Source organism: Pseudomonas sp. DWP2-2 (genome assembly GCF_049897065.1).
Taxonomy (GTDB): Bacteria; Pseudomonadota; Gammaproteobacteria; order Pseudomonadales; family Pseudomonadaceae; genus Aquipseudomonas; species Aquipseudomonas paracarnis.
Genome location: NZ_JAFCVN010000003.1, coordinates 460963 through 478475, shown reverse-complemented (window position 1 = coordinate 478475; position 17513 = coordinate 460963). Strand labels below are relative to the sequence as shown.

General features: G+C 61.1%; 14 protein-coding genes and 2 tRNA genes. 4 read left to right on the top strand and 12 right to left on the bottom strand.

Translation table 11 applies throughout. The features are described 5' to 3' along the window. Nucleotides 1-4 precede the first annotated feature (4 nt). From ACP7CZ_RS09595 to ACP7CZ_RS09580, 4 genes are all read left to right on the top strand, one after another. Nucleotides 5-91, top strand: a tRNA-Leu gene (locus tag ACP7CZ_RS09595). Nucleotides 92-245: 154 nt separating this feature from the next. Continuing rightward, a tRNA-Leu gene (locus tag ACP7CZ_RS09590) sits at nucleotides 246-332 on the top strand. Between the two features lie 144 nt (nucleotides 333-476). Further along, a complete protein-coding gene (locus ACP7CZ_RS09585) occupies nucleotides 477-1502 on the top strand; it encodes an extracellular solute-binding protein (protein ID WP_198790505.1) in 1026 nt (341 codons plus the stop codon). Continuing rightward, nucleotides 1502-3055 (top strand): ABC transporter permease, encoded by a 1554-nt coding sequence (locus ACP7CZ_RS09580; protein WP_294148190.1) that lies wholly within the window; start codon nucleotides 1502-1504, stop codon nucleotides 3053-3055. Before ACP7CZ_RS09585 ends, ACP7CZ_RS09580 begins: the two co-directional genes overlap by 1 nt. Before the next feature lie 108 nt (nucleotides 3056-3163). On the opposite strand, the gene ACP7CZ_RS09575 is transcribed toward ACP7CZ_RS09580, so the two are convergent. From ACP7CZ_RS09575 to ACP7CZ_RS09520, 12 genes are all read right to left on the bottom strand, one after another. Then, on the bottom strand, nucleotides 3164-5098 hold the full coding sequence (locus tag ACP7CZ_RS09575) for a methyl-accepting chemotaxis protein (protein WP_294148193.1): 1935 nt from the start codon (nucleotides 5096-5098) through the stop codon (nucleotides 3164-3166). 139 nt (nucleotides 5099-5237) lie between these two features. Beyond that, nucleotides 5238-6527 (bottom strand): adenylosuccinate synthase, encoded by a 1290-nt coding sequence (locus ACP7CZ_RS09570; protein ID WP_014716669.1) that lies wholly within the window; start codon nucleotides 6525-6527, stop codon nucleotides 5238-5240. Nucleotides 6528-6581: 54 nt separating this feature from the next. Next, nucleotides 6582-7769, bottom strand: a complete 1188-nt coding sequence (locus ACP7CZ_RS09565; RefSeq protein WP_034125649.1) for an ATP phosphoribosyltransferase regulatory subunit — start codon at nucleotides 7767-7769, stop codon at nucleotides 6582-6584. A gap of 293 nt (nucleotides 7770-8062) precedes the next feature. After that, nucleotides 8063-8929 carry a protease modulator HflC gene (gene hflC / locus ACP7CZ_RS09560; RefSeq protein ID WP_003188064.1) on the bottom strand — a complete coding sequence of 289 codons (867 nt, stop codon included), beginning with the start codon at nucleotides 8927-8929 and terminating at the stop codon, nucleotides 8063-8065. Further along, a complete protein-coding gene (gene hflK, locus ACP7CZ_RS09555; protein WP_003188062.1) occupies nucleotides 8929-10104 on the bottom strand; it encodes an FtsH protease activity modulator HflK in 1176 nt (391 codons plus the stop codon). Before hflK ends, hflC begins: the two co-directional genes overlap by 1 nt. A gap of 96 nt (nucleotides 10105-10200) precedes the next feature. Beyond that, nucleotides 10201-11502 (bottom strand): ribosome rescue GTPase HflX, encoded by a 1302-nt coding sequence (hflX, locus tag ACP7CZ_RS09550; RefSeq protein ID WP_003188061.1) that lies wholly within the window; start codon nucleotides 11500-11502, stop codon nucleotides 10201-10203. Between the two features lie 12 nt (nucleotides 11503-11514). After that, nucleotides 11515-11775: an RNA chaperone Hfq gene (gene hfq, locus ACP7CZ_RS09545; protein ID WP_003188059.1), complete on the bottom strand. Its 261-nt coding sequence runs from the start codon at nucleotides 11773-11775 to the stop codon at nucleotides 11515-11517. 94 nt (nucleotides 11776-11869) lie between these two features. Next, nucleotides 11870-12841, bottom strand: a complete 972-nt coding sequence (gene miaA, locus ACP7CZ_RS09540; RefSeq protein WP_072445892.1) for a tRNA (adenosine(37)-N6)-dimethylallyltransferase MiaA — start codon at nucleotides 12839-12841, stop codon at nucleotides 11870-11872. After that, entirely contained in the window at nucleotides 12841-14757 is a 1917-nt protein-coding gene (gene mutL, locus ACP7CZ_RS09535; RefSeq protein ID WP_054918857.1) for a DNA mismatch repair endonuclease MutL, read from the bottom strand. The genes miaA and mutL overlap by 1 nt, the downstream gene beginning before the upstream one ends. Further along, nucleotides 14757-16178, bottom strand: a complete 1422-nt coding sequence (locus ACP7CZ_RS09530; RefSeq protein WP_003188054.1) for an N-acetylmuramoyl-L-alanine amidase — start codon at nucleotides 16176-16178, stop codon at nucleotides 14757-14759. The genes mutL and ACP7CZ_RS09530 overlap by 1 nt, the downstream gene beginning before the upstream one ends. Before the next feature lie 15 nt (nucleotides 16179-16193). Next, nucleotides 16194-16664: a tRNA (adenosine(37)-N6)-threonylcarbamoyltransferase complex ATPase subunit type 1 TsaE gene (tsaE, locus tag ACP7CZ_RS09525; protein ID WP_014716665.1), complete on the bottom strand. Its 471-nt coding sequence runs from the start codon at nucleotides 16662-16664 to the stop codon at nucleotides 16194-16196. Next, the gene (locus tag ACP7CZ_RS09520; RefSeq protein WP_054896264.1) at nucleotides 16652-17512 is read right to left on the bottom strand and encodes an NAD(P)H-hydrate dehydratase; all 861 of its coding nucleotides are present in this window, start codon (nucleotides 17510-17512) and stop codon (nucleotides 16652-16654) included. Before ACP7CZ_RS09520 ends, tsaE begins: the two co-directional genes overlap by 13 nt. Between the last annotated feature and the right edge of the window lies 1 nt (nucleotide 17513).

Below are 17513 nucleotides of genomic sequence, written 5' to 3'. Positions count from 1 at the left end.
TTCTGCCCAGGTGGTGAAATTGGTAGACACGCCAGCTTCAGGTGCTGGTGATCGCAAGGTCGTGGAAGTTCGAGTCTTCTCCTGGGCACCAAATTCAGATCAAACCCGCGAAAGCGGGTTTTTTCGTTTCATGCCTCTGATTTTTAACGGAAAAATTGATTTATATTTTTCGAATCAGGGGTTTACAGATCAAAAGCCCCGCCGTATAGTTCGCCCCATCAACAGCGGCAACGTTGTTAGATAATGCCCAGGTGGTGAAATTGGTAGACACGCCAGCTTCAGGTGCTGGTGATCGCAAGGTCGTGGAAGTTCGAGTCTTCTCCTGGGCACCAAATTCAGATCAAACCCGCGAAAGCGGGTTTTTTCGTTTCCGGGGTTTGAAAACTTCCCCAGTGATTTTCCCCTCATCCGCACTTGAGAAGATTTATCGTTTATCCTTGCAATGATTTGTTGCACATAAGCGAGGAACACTTCGGATGATGATCCGTGACAATCGACTCAAGACATCCCTTCTGCGCGGCCTGACCCTCACCCTACTCAGCCTGACCCTGCTCTCGCCCGCCGCCCATTCTGCCGACAAGGTCTCCCTGACCTTATACAACGGCCAACACAAAGAAGTCGGCGATGAACTCGCCAAGGCCTTCGAAGCCAAGACCGGCATCCACGTCAACGTGCGCAAAGGTAGCAGCAACCAGCTGGCCAGCCAGGTCGTCGAAGAAGGTGAGCGCTCCCCTGCAGACGTCATCTACACCGAAGAATCACCGCCCCTGAACAAACTCGGCGAGCAAGGCCTGTTGGCAAAAATTGATGCCAGCACCCTGGACGTGCTGCCCAAGGATTACGTTGGCCGCAACGGCGACTGGATGGGCGTGACTGCACGCACCCGTGTCGTGGCGTTCAACCCAAAACTGATTGCTGAAAAGGACCTGCCCAAATCCGTCCTGGATTTCGCCGGCCCCGAGTGGCAAGGCAAGGTCGGCTTCGTGCCCACCAGCGGCGCCTTCCAGGAACAAGCGGTGGCAATCATCAAGCTGCACGGTCGCGAAGCTGCCGAAGAGTGGCTGACCGGCTTGCGCGCCTTCGGCAAGGTGTACAGCAACAATATGGTCGCCCTCAAGGCCGTGGAAAAAGGCGAAGTAGCCACCGTGCTGGTGAATAACTACTACTGGTTTGCTCTGAAAAAGGAAAAAACCAATCTGGATTCCCAACTGCACTACTTCACCGATGGTGATGCTGGCGGCCTGATCACCGTATCTTCCGCTGCCGCACTCAAATCCAGCAAACATCCCAAAGAAGCTCAGCAACTGCTGGCATTCATGGCCAGTGAAGAAGGCCAGCGCGTGATCACCAACACGTCGGCCGAATACCCGCTGCGCAAGGGCATGGAATCGAACCGCGGCCTCAAGCCATTCAGCGAACTGCAGCCACCAAAGGTCACCCCCGCAGACCTGGGTAACGCCGAAGAAGCCCTGGAACTGGAACGTGACGTTGGCCTGAACTGATGAACCCATCGCTTTCCGTCGCGGGGTTCACCCCCCGTCGCAAACGCCCGTCGATCTGGCTGCTGCTACCTGTGCTGTTGCTGGTTGGCCTGAGCCTGTTGCCGCTCGCCTACGTCGGGCTCAAAGCCTGGCAGGCGGGCTGGACGGAGGCGGTGCATCTACTGTGGCGGCCTTATGTGTTCGGACTGCTGCGCAACACCCTGGCGCTCATGGTCGGCGTGACCCTGACCTGCGGCGTGATCGGCCTGTCCCTGGCCTGGCTGCTGGAACGCAGCAACCTGCCAGGGCGGCGCATCTGGGGTGTGATCCTGTGCCTGCCGTTTGCGGTGCCGGCGTTCGTCAGCAGTTTTACCTGGGTGTCGCTGAGCGCCCAGTTCGAGGGGCTTGGCGGCGCGATCCTGGTGATGAGCCTGTCCAAATACCCGCTGGTATTTCTGCCGGTGGCGGCAACGCTACGCAATCTTGACCCCTCCCTGGAAGAATCGGCCCGCACGCTGGGGCTCAACCGCTGGGGCGTGTTCTTTCGCATCACCTTGCCGCTGCTGTGGCCATCGCTGCTGGCCGGCTCACTATTGATCGCACTGCACATGCTGGTGGAATTCGGCGCGCTGTCGATCATTGGGCTGCAGACCTTCACCACCGCGATCTACCAGCAGTTCGAACTGGAGTTCAGCAATGCCAATGCGGCAATGCTCTCGGCAGTGCTGCTGGTGATGTGCCTGACCCTGCTATGGCTGGAACTGCGCGTACGCGGCAAAGGCCGGCACGTGCGCATCGGCCAGGGCGCGGCGCGGCACGCCGAGCAGGTTCGACTGGGCAGGTGGGCGCCATTGGGCCAGGTGTATTGCCTGGCGCTGGCGATCATTGGCAGTGGCATCCCACTGGGAATGCTCGGGTATTGGTTGGCAGTCGGTTCGTCGGCAGCGTTTCCGATGGCCGAGATCGGTGAGGCGCTGCTGTCTTCCCTGGCGCTCTCGCTGGGCGGCGCCGCACTGTGCCTGGTACTGGCAGTACCGGTTGGTTTGCTGGTGGTGCGCTACAAAGGGCAACTGGCGCTATGGGCCGAACGCTTGCCGTACTTACTGCATGCCCTGCCCGGCCTGGTGATTGCGTTGACCCTGGTGTATTTCGCCCTGCATTACGTGCCGGCGCTGTACCAGACCTCGGCATTGCTGCTGATTGCTTATGCGCTGCTGTTTTTGCCACTGGCCCAGGCGCCGATTCGTACAGCGCTGAACAAGGCGGCGCCACAGTTGGAAGAGGCTGCGCGCACGTTAGGCGCATCGTCCTTCAGTGCGTTTTGCCGGGTGACGTTGCCAATTATCTTTCCGGCGCTGGGGGCGGCGTTTGCCTTGGTGTTCCTGGATGCGATGAAGGAATTGACGGCGACATTGCTGCTGAGCCCGACCGGGCTGAATACCTTGGCAACGGCCGTCTGGGCGCATACCTCGAATGTGGAATTTGCGGCGGCGGCGCCGTATGCAGCGTTGTTGATTCTGGTGTCGGGGTTGCCGGTGTATCTACTTACGACGCGGATGTATTTGAGCCGCTGAAACAGCTATCGCAGGCAAGCCAGCTCCCACAGTTGACCGCGCTCCAACTTTGGAATGCAGTTGAATGTGGGAGCTGGCTTGCCTGCGATGAAGCCCGTCCAGACAACCTCACGCCCTGAACTGCCCCAAGCTCGCCTTCAACTGCGCCGCCAACCCATCCAGCACCTTCCCACTGGCCGTCGTCTCCACCACCGCTTGCGCCGCACGCTCCGCCTGGGCATGGATCACCTCCACGCGCCCACGCACCGCATGCGCGCCCTGGGCCTGATGCTCAGCCGCACGCGTCGCCAGGCCAATCGCCGCATGCACCTGCTCCACAGAAGCCTGCACCGTCTGCTGCAAGCGCGCGCTGTCGCGCAGCACCAGCAAGCCCTCACTGGCCTGGCGCCCCGCCTTGCCGATGGTTTCCACCGCCTCACGTGCGCCCTGCTGCAATGCCACGATATGCGCCTGGATGTCGCCAGTGGAGCTTTGAGTCTTGCTCGCCAGCGCACGCACTTCATCGGCCACCACCGCAAAGCCGCGCCCAGTCTCGCCAGCCCGTGCCGCCTCGATGGCCGCGTTGAGAGCGAGCAGGTTGGTTTGCTCGGCGATGCCGTGAATCACGGTGAGCACGACCTCGATTTGCTCGCTTTGCTGCGCCAGCCGTTCGATCACCTGGGAACCGGCCTGCACCTGCCCCGCCAACGCCTCGATCAAGCTACCGACTTCAGCCGAGGTTCGTGAGTTTTCATCCGTGGCCTGGCGAATATCCACCACCTGCTGCAAGGCCGCCTGCATAGCGTGGCTTTCGGCCTGGGCCTCGTCGGCCATTTGCGACAAAGCGCGCAAACTCTCGGCCACTTCATCACGCTGCAAGCCCGCCGCCGCATCGGCGCCAGCATTGCGCAATGTCATGGCACCGATTTCCACACCGGTACGCTGGGCCACGTCGCCCGCCTCGCGCACGATGGGCTGCAACTTATCCACAAAGCGATTGACCGCCGAGGCCATATCGCCGATTTCATCCTTGCTATTGATCTGCACGCGCTTGGTGAGGTCACCCTCGCCGGCCGCCAGATCATCCATCGCGGCAATCAGCAACTTCAGGCGATTGACCACGCGTCGCCCCAGCACAATGGCGATCAGCAGCAATACCCCAAGCCCCACCAGTGCCAGGCCCATGCCGATACGCCAACGCAGGGTGCCCGCCGCGTCTTGCACGGCGCTGGCGGTATTGGCCGTCATTTGCGTGGCAGTGGCTTGCGCCGATTGCAGCCGGGCGCCCATGGCGTTGGCGCTGTCAGCGGCGGCTCCCTTGAGGCTGTCACCCACCAGTTGATCACCGCTGGCGATCAGCGCGGCAAAGCGCTTATCCAAGGCTTGCAGGTCGGCCTCAACCGCAGCGGTCGACACGCCCATGCGCACCTTGCCGATTTCCACACCGTTGGGGCTGATGGAGGCTTCGACGTAATACACGGAGGGGTCTGTCTTGGCCGCGTCCAGCACCTTGTCCAGGGCACGTTCCCCTGCGCCCTTTGCCAGCAGGGCCTGGTTGATCGGGTTTTCGCGGTTCAGGTATCGGGTCAGGTGCTCGCCTGCGGCGTCGTCATACACCACAAACAGCACATTGGGGTTGCGCTGGGCCCGGCGGGCAAACTCAGAAAGGGTCGGCACGTCACTGTCCCACATGGCACGGGGCGCGACCGAGGCCAGCAGTTGCGCCATGTCATTGGCGGAGTCCTGCAGGTCTTTTTCCAGCGTCGCACGCAACTGCTTTTGCTCTTCCTGCAAGCGCGTGGAAAGCCCGGCTGTGAGGCGCTGGCGCGTGCTGGCGGAGAGGCTGTCCAGGCTGGACGTGACTTCCTTGCCAGCCTGGGCCAGTTCACCAGACAACTTCTGGCTATCTATGCCCAGGCGATTGCCCAAATCGGCTTCCAGCGCCGTCACCGTGCTCCGCGTCAGCGCGACGGCCACCAGCACTTGCACCAAAAGAGCGATACCAAGGGTAACGAACACCGGCCGCAACAGACGGCTTTGTAACAACGAGAGAACGGCAGACACTGGAAATCCCTCCACCACGGGTGCCACTAATTTGATAGCACCTCGAAAGAGGGAAACACAGCAAGGGTCGTGCCGCTTGCCAGGCAGAAACGACAAAGGGCTCCCGAAGGAGCCCTTTGCTTTTCACATCAACAGCTTATTACGCGAACGGGTGACGCAGAACGATGGTCTCGTTGCGGTCCGGACCCGTCGAAATAATGTCGATCGGCGCACCGATCAGCTCTTCCACACGCTTGATGTAGGCGCGGGCGTTGGCTGGCAGCTCTTCCAGGGTCTTGGCGCCCACGGTCGATTCGGTCCAGCCTGGCACTTCTTCGTACACAGGCTGCAGGCCCACGTAGCTGTCAGCGTCAGTCGGGGCAACATCGTTGCCTTGGGCGTCTTTGTAGCCGACGCAAATGTTGATGGCTTCCAGACCGTCGAGTACGTCCAGCTTGGTCAGGCAGATGCCCGAGATGCTGTTCACATCGATAGCGCGACGCAGGATAACGGCATCGAACCAGCCGCAACGACGAGCACGGCCAGTGGTGGCGCCGAATTCGTGACCTTGCTTGGCCAGGTGTGCGCCAACGTCGTCGAACAGCTCAGTCGGGAACGGACCGGAACCTACACGGGTGGTGTAAGCCTTGGTGATGCCCAGGATGTAGTCCAGGAACATCGGGCCAACGCCCGAGCCGGTGGCAACGCCGCCAGCAGTAGTGTTGGAGCTGGTCACGTACGGGTAGGTACCGTGGTCGATGTCCAGCAACGAACCCTGGGCACCTTCGAACATGATGTCCTTGCCAGCGCGACGCAGGTCGTGCAGCTCGGCCGTCACGTCCAGCATCAGCGGCTTGAGCAGCTCAGCGTATTCCTTGCACTCGGCCAGGGTCTTTTCAAACTCGATGGCTGGCTCTTTGTAGTAACCGACCAGCATGAAGTTGTGGTAATCCACAAGTTCACGCAGCTTGTCTTCAAAGCGCGGCATGTTGAGCAGGTCGCCCACACGCAGGCCACGACGTGCAACCTTGTCTTCGTAGGCCGGGCCGATGCCGCGACCGGTGGTGCCGATCTTCAGCTCGCCACGCGCCTTTTCACGGGCCTGGTCCAGCGCAACGTGGAAGGACAGGATCAGCGGGCAGGACGGGCTGATACGCAGGCGCTCGCGCACCGGTACGCCTTTTTCTTCCAGCTTGGTGATCTCGCGCAGCAGGGCGTCAGGCGCAACCACCACGCCGTTGCCGATCAGGCACTGCACGCCTTCGCGCAGGACACCCGACGGGATCAGGTGCAAGACGGTTTTTTCGCCATCGATGACCAGGGTGTGGCCAGCGTTGTGGCCACCTTGGTAGCGCACTACGGCGGCAGCATGTTCGGTCAGCAGATCAACGATCTTGCCTTTGCCCTCATCACCCCATTGGGTGCCCAGGACTACGACATTCTTACCCATAACACTTGTCCTCATTCGCGCAAACTTGGTGCCGGCGATGGCCGGCAGGAAAACTCAAGAAGCCAGTGGCGATACTTGCCAAAGCCCGTTCTGCTGAATCAATTGCCGGTCGCAGTCCGCTTCACGGGCGGCGGCCAATGGCTGCCCAGGCAAGGCCTGGACTACACGCTGACCCTCACGGCGTAACTGGCAAACCTGCTGCCAGAGCGCTGCGTCCGTACTGTCGGGCATCCAGATGCCACCAGACGGCAGCTCGACCTCAGCACGCCCCAGGGTCACCAGGGTTTTCAAATCGGTGGAAAAACCAGTGGCCGGACGCGCACGACCGAAGTCGGCGCCGATATCGTCATAGCGACCACCTTGGGCGATGGCCTGGCCAACACCCGGGACGAATACCGCGAACACCACACCGGTGTGGTAGTGGTAGCCGCGCAATTCACCCAGATCAAAATACAGCGGCAGCTCCGGGAACCGTGCTGACAGGCGCTCGGCAATTGCCAGCACATCATCCAGTGCCGCCAATACCGGTGCCGGCGCATTGGCCAGGCGCTCACGCGCAGCCACCAGCACTTCACGGCCGCCGCACAGATTTACCAGCGCCCGCAGCATGCCAGCCAGCTCAGCAGGCACACCCTCGGTGAGAGCGATCACTTCATCGATCGCCTTGCGCTGCAGGGCATCGAACAACTGTTGCTCCACTTCACCGGACAACCCGGCAGCACGCGCCAGGCCACGGTAGATACCGACGTGGCCCAGGTCCATGTGCACGTCCGGCACATCCGCCAGTTGCAGCATGGCCAGCATCAGGCTGATCACTTCCACATCGCTGCTCGGGCTGGCATCGCCGTACAACTCGGCGCCCAACTGGATCGGGCTACGGGAAGACGACAACGCGCGCGGCTGGGCATGCAGTACGCTGCCGGCGTAGCACAGACGGCTCGGGCCTTCACGACGCAGGGTGTGCGCATCGATGCGCGCCACTTGTGGCGTGATGTCGGCACGGAACCCCATTTGCCGGCCCGATTGCGGGTCGATGACCTTGAAGGTGCGCAGATCCAGGTCCTGGCCCGCGCCGGTCAGCAGGGATTCCAGGTACTCAATATGGGGAGTCACGACAAACTCGTAACCCCAGCTCTGGAACAGATCCAACACCTGGCGACGCGCTACTTCAATGCGCGCAGCTTCTGGTGGCAGTACTTCTTCGATGCCATCTGGCAGCAGCCAGCGGTCTACCGTTGCCATTACGCCATTCCCCTTTGATCCGGGCGGCCAGCCCTCGGCCGAGCCTTGAGTGAAGCAGAAAATACCCGCCCCTTGCATAAACCACGCGCAAGAGCGACGTGACGAACGGCCTGCAAACGGCCTCGTCGGGCACTTTCCTCGAAAAACCTGTCACGCCTGCCGAATCAAACATGCAGACGCAAAAAAGCCGGGAATTTCCCGGCTGCCGCATCATACACCCGTTTTCTGAAAGGATCACCCCGCCAGACATTTTAGCCGCCCGACGGAGTGCGCCTTACAGAATCACGGGCTGGTTACTTGGACTTTTCCAGGTAGCGGAAGAAGTCGCTGCTTGGGTCCAGCACCAGTACGTCGGTTTTGTTCGCGAAGCTTTCACGGTAGGCACGCAGGCTACGGTAGAACGCGTAGAACTCCTGGTCCTGGCCATAGGCCTTGGCGTAGATCGCCGCGGCTTGAGCATCGCCGTCACCACGAGCCTCTTCAGACTCACGATAGGCTTCTGCCAGCAGTACACGACGCTGACGGTCGGCATCGGCACGGATGCCTTCAGCCAACTCGTTACCCTTGGCGCGATGCTCACGCGCTTCACGCTCACGCTCGGTGCTCATACGCTCGAACACGCTGCGGTTTACTTCCTTGGGCAGGTCAATGGCCTTGACGCGAACGTCGACCACTTCAATACCCAGCTCTTTTTCCGCCATGGTGTTCAGCGAGCGAGTGATGTCAGCCATCAGCGCATCACGTTCACCGGATACCACCTCGTGCAGGGTGCGCTTACCAAACTGGTCACGCAGGCCCGATTCAAGACGACGGGACAAACGCTCGTCGGCAATCTGCTTGAGGCCGGAAGTCGCGGTGTAGAAGCGCTCGGCATCCTTGACGCGCCACTTGGCGTAGGCGTCAACCATCACGGCTTTCTTTTCCAGGGTCAGGAAGCGCTGTGTCGGTGCATCCAGGGTCATCAGGCGGGCGTCGAACTTGCGCACCTGGTTGACGTAGGGGACTTTCACATGCAGGCCCGGCTGGACATCCGCCTGGACCACGCGACCGAATTGCAGCAGCACCGCACGCTCGGTCTGAGCGACGATGTAGAAGCAGTTCCAGGCAGCGATGACCACGACGACGCCCACAATCAGGGCGGTCAGCGATTTATTGCTCATCAACGGCTCTCCCTGGTACGTGTTTGCTGTTGCAGCAAGTCAGCGGCCGCACGGGCGCTCGCTTCGTTGGCAGCGGCATTCGAACCGGTGGACGGTGCACTGGCGCCGCTACGACCACCTTCGATCATCTTGTCCAGCGGCAGGTACAGCAGGTTGTTCTGCCCACCTTTGCTGCCGGTCACGAGAACCTTGCTGGTGTTGCTGAAGACTTCCTGCATGGTGTCCAGGTACAGACGCTCGCGGGTCACTTCAGGAGCCTTGCGGTACTCGGCGACCAGCTTGGTGAAACGATCTGCCTCACCCTTGGCGCGGGAGACCACTTCATCGCGGTAACCGTTGGCATCTTCAAGGATGCGCTGGGCCTGACCACGGGCTTCCGGCACAACGCCGTTGGCATAGGTTTCAGCCTGGTTGCGCGAACGCTGCTCGTCTTCACGTGCACGGATCACGTCGTCAAAGGCTTCCTGCACTTCACGCGGTGCCGCTGCGCTCTGTACGTTCACCTGGGTAACGGTGATACCGGTGCGGTAAGTGTCGAGGAAGCGTTGCAGACGCTCCTTGATTTCGCTGGCCATCAACTCACGACCTTCGGTGAGCACCTGGTCCATGGCGGTGGAACCCACCACGTGGCGCAGGGCACTTTCGGTTGCGTGTTGCAGGCTGATTTCCGGCTGATCAACGTTCAGCACGAAGTCTTGCAGGTTGCTGATCTTGTACTGCACGGTCAGCGGCACTTCGACGATGTTCTCGTCTTCGGTCAGCATCTGGCCCTGCTTGGTGTACGCACGCTCACGCGTCACGTTCTCCATGTACTTCTTGTCGATCGGCGGGAAATAGATGTTCAGGCCTGGCCCGACAGTCTCGTAGTACTTGCCGAAGCGCAGCACCACGGCTTGCTCCTGCTCGTCCACCACGTAGACCGCGCTGTACAGCCATACGGCCGCGAGCACGACAAGACCCAGGCCCAGCAGGCCATAGCCACCGCCCTTGCTTGTGCGACCGCCGTCGTCACCACCACGTTTTTTTCCACCACCGAACAACCCATTCAGGCTTTCCTGCAGCTTTCGGAAGGCCTCGTCGAGATCCGGTGGCCCCTTGCGGTCGCCATTATTGCGGCGCTTACCACCCCAAGGATCCTGATTATTCGAGTTGCCACCCGGCTCATTCCAAGCCATAGCGCTCTCCATCTGATAAAGCAAAGACGCACCCACGGCGCGCCGACCAATGCTACAGAATGCCTGCTACTGCGGCACAACCGCTTTCTCAGGCTTTTATTGCAAAGTGTGTTGTTCGATGAACTCTGCCGGTACAACACCCTCTCGGCTGACCAGCCGATTGAGTTCCGAGCGTGGCAATCGAACGGCCAGCAAGCTGACACCTTCTTCGTCGTGCTCTTCTTTCTGTACCGCGCCCAACTCGAAAAACTGCGCACGCAGTCGAGCAAAACGCTGCGGCAAGCGCAAGGTGCCGACGAACAAATCGCTGCCGAGCAATTCGGCAATGGCTTGTTCCAGCAGCTCCAAACCACTGCCATCTCGCGCCGACAGCCAGACCCGCTGGGGCTTGCCGTTCTCGTCGCGCTGGATCTGTGGCTCAACGCCCTCAAGCAAATCGAGTTTGTTATAGACCTCGAGGATCGGCAAGTCCTGGGCACCAATCTCGCCCAGCACCACCATGACCTGTTCAATCTGCAACATGCGATCCGGTTCGGCCGCATCGATCACGTGCAACAGCAGGTCGGAATTGCTCGACTCTTCGAGCGTAGACCGAAATGCCTCGACGAGCTTGTGGGGTAGGTGACGAATGAAACCCACAGTATCGGCCAGCACAATCGGCCCCAGGTCGTCGATGTCCAGACGCCGCAGGGTCGGGTCGAGGGTAGCGAACAGTTGGTCGGCCGCGTACACATCCGACTTGGTCACGTTATTGAACAACGTGGACTTGCCGGCGTTGGTGTACCCCACCAGGGACACGGTCGGGATATCCGCACGGGAACGGCCACGTCGCGACTGTTCACGCTGGCTGCGCACTTTTTCGAGGCGGCCCTTGATCTGGCGCAGGCGAACCCGCAGCAGACGCCGGTCGGTTTCCAGCTGGGTTTCACCCGGGCCACGCATGCCGATACCGCCACCCTGACGCTCAAGGTGAGTCCAGCCGCGAACCAGGCGCGTGCTCATGTGGTCAAGCTGGGCCAGTTCAACCTGGAGCTTACCTTCATGGGTGCGGGCGCGTTGGGCGAAAATATCGAGAATCAGACCGGTACGGTCGATCACGCGACACTCGAAAACACGTTCGAGGTTACGTTCCTGACTGGGCGTGAGGGTGTGATTGAAGATCACCAGATCGGCTTCTTCGGCATGAACCAGGTCGCGCAGTTCCTCGACCTTGCCGCTGCCAATCAGGTATTTGGCGGTTGGCCGATGACGCGGCACGTTAAAAAACGCAACGGTCTCGGCGCCGGCCGAATTTGCCAACTCCTGAAACTCCTGCGGATCTTCGCGCGCCTCAGGGTCCTGTCCATCCAAGTGAACGAGGATTACTCGCTCACCACCACCGTGGCGCTCAAAGAACAAAGGAGACTCCTATCAGGCGTTACCTGGCTCAGCGTCACCCTGTTCATCACCTGCTGCGCTAGGCAGACGGATTGGACGAACTGGAACGACTGTCGAGATAGCGTGCTTGTAAACCATCTGGCTGACGGTGTTTTTCAGCAGGATAACGAATTGGTCGAACGACTCGATCGTACCTTGCAGCTTGATGCCGTTGACCAGATAGATGGAAACCCCAACTTTCTCTTTACGTAAAGTATTCAAGTAAGGGTCTTGTAGCGAATGCCCTTTTGACATGTGCCGCACTCCTTTAAGGATCAATAATAAAAAATCGGAAAATAGATAGCTTATGGCCGTCACACCCCCAAGGATAGACGGCAATTGCAAGGACTCAGCTCAATATGGAGACCGTTCCCAAGTATTTCAAGGCGCGTGACAGATTGTCGCTGTCCAGGCTGTCCAACCAGTGCAAATCGCTCCAGCTGCGCAGCCAGGTGAACTGGCGCTTCGCCAATTGGCGCGTGGCAATGATGCCGCGCTCCTGCATTTCGGCGGACGTCAGCTTGCCATCCAGATGATCCCAGACTTGGCGGTAGCCTACAGCACGTATCGAAGGCAGCCCTGCATGCAGGTCGCCTCTTGAACGCAATGCTACGACCTCGTCCACAAACCCCTGTTCCAACATTATTGTGAATCTTTGTGCAATTCGTTCATGCAACACCTGGCGGTTTGCCGGAGCGATGGCCAGATTCGCCACAGTATAGGGCAATTGTGACTGTCCAGATGCGCCTGCATCAGTACTTTGCGCAGTTTGTTTCAGGCGATGTTCAGTCATGGTCTGGCCACTGACGCGCCAGACTTCCAGGGCGCGTGTGAGCCGCTGTGGGTCATTGGGGTGAATACGTGCCGCAGACACCGGGTCTACCGCCGCCAACTGATCGTGAAGGGCCTGCCAGCCAAGGCGCGCAGCCTCATCTTCAAGTTCGGCGCGCACCTGGGCATCGGCAGGCGGCATATCGGCCAAGCCTTCCTGCAACGCCTTGTAATAGAGCATGGTGCCGCCCACCAGCAGCGGGATATTGCCGCGCGCGGTGATCTCGGCCATGGCCGCCAGGGCGTCGGTGCGAAAGTCCGCCGCCGAATAGCTCTGCGCGGGGTCGATGATGTCGATCAACTTGTGCGGATATTGGGCCAACAGCGCCTTCGACGGCTTGGCCGTACCGATATCCATGTCCCGGTAAACCAGGGCAGAGTCGACGCTGATCAACTCACAGGGCAGCACCTTGGTCAGCTCGATGGCCAGGTCGGTCTTGCCGGCGGCCGTGGGGCCCATCAGGAAAATGGCGGGGGGCAAGGCACTCATCAGCGGCCGCGCAAGAACAGTTTGTCCAGATCATCCAGGCCCATCTGGGTCCAGGTCGGTCGGCCATGGTTGCATTGGCCGCTGCGCTCGGTGTTTTCCATGTCGCGCAGCAGGCCGTTCATTTCCGGCAGGGCCAGGCGGCGGTTGGCGCGGATGGCGCCGTGGCAGGCCATGGTGCCGAGCAATTCGTTGATATGCGCCTGGATACGGTCGCTGGTGCCGTACTCCATCAGGTCGGCCAGCACATCGGCCACCAGGCGGTTGGCCTCGGCCTGCTTGAGCAGCGCGGGAATCTGGCGGATCGCCAGGGTTTCCGGGCCCAGGCGTTGCAGCTCGAAGCCCAGCTTCTGGAACACACCGTGATGTTCTTCTGCGCAGTCGGCTTCACGCTGGCTCACCGCCAGGGATTCGGGCACCAGCAGCGGCTGGCCGCTGAGGCCTTCGCTGGCCATGGCGATCTTCAGGCGCTCGTACATGATCCGTTCATGGGCAGCGTGCATGTCCACCAGCACCAGGCCATGGGCGTTTTCGGCGAGGATATAAATGCCTTTGAGCTGCGCCAGGGCATAGCCCAGCGGCGGGATATCACCGCCGCCTTCGGGCAACGCCACAGCAGCACCCGGCTCGGCACCCGGCAACGGCGCGAAAAACTCACGGTACGCCGCCTGGGCTTCGGCCACCGGCGCCGTCGATTGCGGGCGCGGTGTGTATTGGTACTGATAACCCGCACCGGCACCCGAATTCGGCGCCGTGTAGGCTGGCTGCGCCTGGGGCGATTGCAGCAGGTTGGCCGCCAGGCTCATTTCACCTTGCGGCCCGAACTCGCCGGCCTCGGGACCGCTCGGGCGCACCACCGCGGTGACGATCGGCGCCGACAATTGATCATCCGGGCGCACATCACCCAGGGCACGGTGCAGCGTGCCATACAGGAAGTCATGCACCATGCGCCCATCACGGAAACGTACTTCGTGCTTGGTTGGGTGCACGTTGACGTCGACCACCGAAGGGTCAACCTCAAAGAACAGTACAAAGGTCGGGTGCCGCCCGTTGAACAGCACATCGCGATAAGCCTGGCGTACCGCATGGGCCACCAGTTTGTCGCGGACCGCCCGGCCGTTCACAAAGAAATACTGCAAGTCGGCCTGGCTTCGAGAGAACGTCGGCAACCCGACCCAGCCCCACAACCTCAAGCCATTGCGCTCGATCTCAATCGGCAGCGCCTGTTCCAGGAACCCGCTGCCACACACCGCTGCCACCCGCCGAGCACGTGCGGCGTCGTCGTTGGCTTCGTGCAGGCTGAGGATGGTCTTGCCATTGTGACGCAGGTGAAACGCCACATCGAAACGCGCCAAGGCCAGGCGCTTGATGACTTCTTGCAGGTGATCGAATTCGGTTTTCTCGGCCTTGAGGAACTTGCGCCGCGCCGGGGTATTGAAGAACAGGTCGCGCACTTCCACCGAGGTGCCCACCGGATGCGCCGCCGGCTGGACCCGAGGCGCCATGTCGCGGCCTTCGGTTTCCACCTGCCAGGCCTGCTCGGCGCTGCGGGTGCGGGAGGTCAGGGTCAGACGGGCCACGGAGCTGATGGAGGCCAGGGCCTCGCCTCGAAAGCCCAGGCTCATGACCCGCTCCAGGTCTTCCAGGTCGCGGATCTTGCTGGTGGCGTGACGGGCCAGGGCCAGGGGCAGGTCATCCGAAGAGATGCCGCTGCCATCGTCACGTACCCGCAGCAGCTTGACGCCGCCCTGCTCCACATCGACATCAATGCGTTTGGCACCGGAGTCGATGCTGTTTTCCAGCAACTCCTTGATGACCGACGCCGGGCGTTCAACCACCTCACCCGCGGCGATCTGGTTGGCAAGGCGCGGGCTGAGCAATTCAATGCGCGAGCCGCTGTTCAAGGTGGATTCGCTCATCACTGCGCCGCCAATGAAGTGCCGGGGATGGTCAACACCTGGCCTATCTTCAACTCGTCGGTTTTCAGGTTATTGGCGCTGCGCAAGGCAGCAGGCGTGACCTGGAAACGGACCGCCAGCATGGCAACGGTATCACCGGGTTGCACACGATGGTCACGCGGGCCCTGGGCGATTTTGCCGGAGTCGCGCAACCAGGCGATATAGGTGCCCGGCGGCGGGTTTTGCTGGAAAAACTGGCGCACGCCGGCGCTGATCGAGCGCGCCAGCGCTTGCTGATGACTGGCGCTGGCCAGTTTCGACGCTTCGTTGGCGTTGGAGATAAACCCGGTTTCCACCAGGATCGACGGGATGTCCGGCGACTTCAACACCATGAACCCGGCTTGTTCCACACGCTGTTTATGCAGCGACGTCACGCGACCGATATTGCTCAGCACTTTCTGCCCGACGTTAAGACTGGAAGTCAGCGAGGCCGTCATCGACAGGTCGAGCAGCACCCCGGCAAGCATCTTGTCCTTGTCATCAAGGGAAACGTTGCCGGCCCCGCCGATCAAGTCTGAACGGTTTTCACTGTCGGCCAGCCAGCGCGCAGTCTCGGAGGTGGCGCCGCGATCCGACAGGGCAAATACCGAGGCGCCAAAGGCAGCGGTTGAAGGCGCGGCGTCGGCGTGAATGGACACAAACAGATCCGCGCCCTTCTTACGGGCAATTTCAGTACGGCCACGCAGCGGAATGAAGTAGTCACCGGTACGGGTCAGCTCGGCGCGGTAGCCTTTCATGCCATTGACCTGGCGTTGCAGCTCACGAGCGATGGCCAGTACCACGTCCTTCTCGTGCTGGCCCCGTGAGCCGGAAGCCCCCGGGTCTTCGCCACCGTGGCCGGCGTCGATCACCACGATAATGTCGCGCTTGCCTGCCGGTGCAGGCGGCGGCGGTGGCAGCTTGACTTGGGGTTGCGAAGGGTTGACCGGCACCGCAGGCACCGTCGCCACGCTTGGCGTTGGCGCAGGCGGCGGTGCGGCGTCGGCGGGGTTGTCGAACAGGTCGACCACCAGGCGGTTGCCGTACTGGGCGTTGGGGGCCAGGGAGAAGCTTTTGGGGGTCACGGCCTTTTTCAGGTCAATGACCACACGCAGGTCGGTCGGCGTACGCTGGGCAGAGCGCATGGCGGTGATGGGCGTGTTGGCGGTGGAGACTTTCAGCGGCGCGGCCAGGCTGGCACCGTTGATATCGATCACCAGGCGATCAGGCGCCGTCAAGGTAAAGACGCTGTGCTGGACCGGGCCAGACAGGTCGAACACCAGTCGCGTGTTATCCGGCGCTCGCCACAGACGAACACTTTTCACCTGTGAAGCAGCCAGAGCATTGACAGTCATTGCCGCAAGCAACACCCCCACGACAGCAACCAACGCGCGAAAGCGCATACCTAACCCCACCAATTATTTGAATTCCAATGCCAGAGCAGCACACCACGACTCAGCGCGTGGGCTCTGGGGCAACAACTTCAGCTGACGTCCGTGCTCATGCGGCGTAATGGTAATGGTCAGGTCCGGCTTTGGCAAAAAGCCTGTGCCTTTATTTGGCCACTCGATCAGGCACAGCGCATCATCGTCGAAGTAATCACGGATGCCCATGAACTCCAACTCTTCCGGATCGACCAGGCGATAGAGGTCGAAGTGGAAAGCACGCACGTCGCCGATCTCGTAGGGCTCGACCAACGTGAAGGTCGGGCTTTTTACCGCGCCGGTATGGCCAAGGCCGCGAATAATCCCTCGGGACAGTGTGGTTTTGCCTGCGCCCAGGTCACCCTCGAGAAAGATCAACCCGGCCCCTTGCGTGACCTGTGAAATACGCTGGCCCAACGCGACCATGGCCTCTTCATCTGCCAGGAAAAGAATTACTTCAGGCACGGCGACTGCTCCTCCAGCAATTGACGAATGGCGGGGATCAGGTCGCTGGCAGCCAAGCCGCGACCAAAACTACCCTGGCGGTCTCCGGCGGTCGCGTGCAACCACACGGCCAGGCAGCTCGCTTCGTACGCGGGCATCCCCTGAGCCAATAGTGCCCCGACCAGACCGGCCAAGACATCACCGAGCCCCGCCGTCGCCATCGCCGGATGGCCTTGATCACAACGGGCAAGCCGTCCATCCGGACTTGCAATCAAACTGCCAGCACCCTTGAGGATAGCCACTGCATTGAATTTCTGACTCAACGCGCGCGCCACCTTAAGGCGATCTGCCTGAACCTCGGCTGTCGATAGCCCCAACAAACGCGCAGCTTCGCCCGGATGAGGGGTAATCACACAGTTGGCCGGCAGCTCGACGCTGCCAGTGGCCAGTTGATTGAGCGCGTCGGCATCCCACACCTGCGGCACGCTGGCATTGGCCGCGACCGACAACAGGCTCTTGCCCCAGGCGTCATCGCCCAGGCCTGGGCCAATGACGATCACCGAGATTTTTTCCAGCAGGCCCATCAACTGGTTGGCCGAGCTCACGCCGACGGCCATGACCTCCGGCAGCCGAGCCAGAGCGGCCGGCACGTGTTCCGGCCGCGTCGCCAGCGAGACCATGCCGGCGCCGCTGCGCAGGGCACTTTCGCTGCTCAGCAACGCTGCGCCGCCAAAGCCACGGTCACCACCGATGACCAACAGGTGGCCGAACTGGCCCTTATGGGCGTCCGGGGAACGCGCAGCCAGTTGCGGCAAATGGCCGGGCAACAACAGCTGAACGTCGGTAATTGGGTGTTTTGTCTGAGGCATG

Coding starts and splice junctions, on each gene's coding strand:
- ACP7CZ_RS09585 (WP_198790505.1), top strand. CDS start 477: ATGATGATCCGTGACAATCGACTCAAGACATCCCTTCTGCGCGGCCTG.
- ACP7CZ_RS09580 (WP_294148190.1), top strand. CDS start 1,502: ATGAACCCATCGCTTTCCGTCGCGGGGTTCACCCCCCGTCGCAAACGC.
- ACP7CZ_RS09570 (WP_014716669.1), bottom strand. CDS start 6,527: ATGGGTAAGAATGTCGTAGTCCTGGGCACCCAATGGGGTGATGAGGGC.
- ACP7CZ_RS09565 (WP_034125649.1), bottom strand. CDS start 7,769: ATGGCAACGGTAGACCGCTGGCTGCTGCCAGATGGCATCGAAGAAGTA.
- hflC (WP_003188064.1), bottom strand. CDS start 8,929: ATGAGCAATAAATCGCTGACCGCCCTGATTGTGGGCGTCGTCGTGGTC.
- hflK (WP_003188062.1), bottom strand. CDS start 10,104: ATGGCTTGGAATGAGCCGGGTGGCAACTCGAATAATCAGGATCCTTGG.
- hfq (WP_003188059.1), bottom strand. CDS start 11,775: ATGTCAAAAGGGCATTCGCTACAAGACCCTTACTTGAATACTTTACGT.
- miaA (WP_072445892.1), bottom strand. CDS start 12,841: ATGAGTGCCTTGCCCCCCGCCATTTTCCTGATGGGCCCCACGGCCGCC.
- mutL (WP_054918857.1), bottom strand. CDS start 14,757: ATGAGCGAATCCACCTTGAACAGCGGCTCGCGCATTGAATTGCTCAGC.
- ACP7CZ_RS09530 (WP_003188054.1), bottom strand. CDS start 16,178: ATGCGCTTTCGCGCGTTGGTTGCTGTCGTGGGGGTGTTGCTTGCGGCA.
- ACP7CZ_RS09520 (WP_054896264.1), bottom strand. CDS start 17,512: ATGCCTCAGACAAAACACCCAATTACCGACGTTCAGCTGTTGTTGCCC.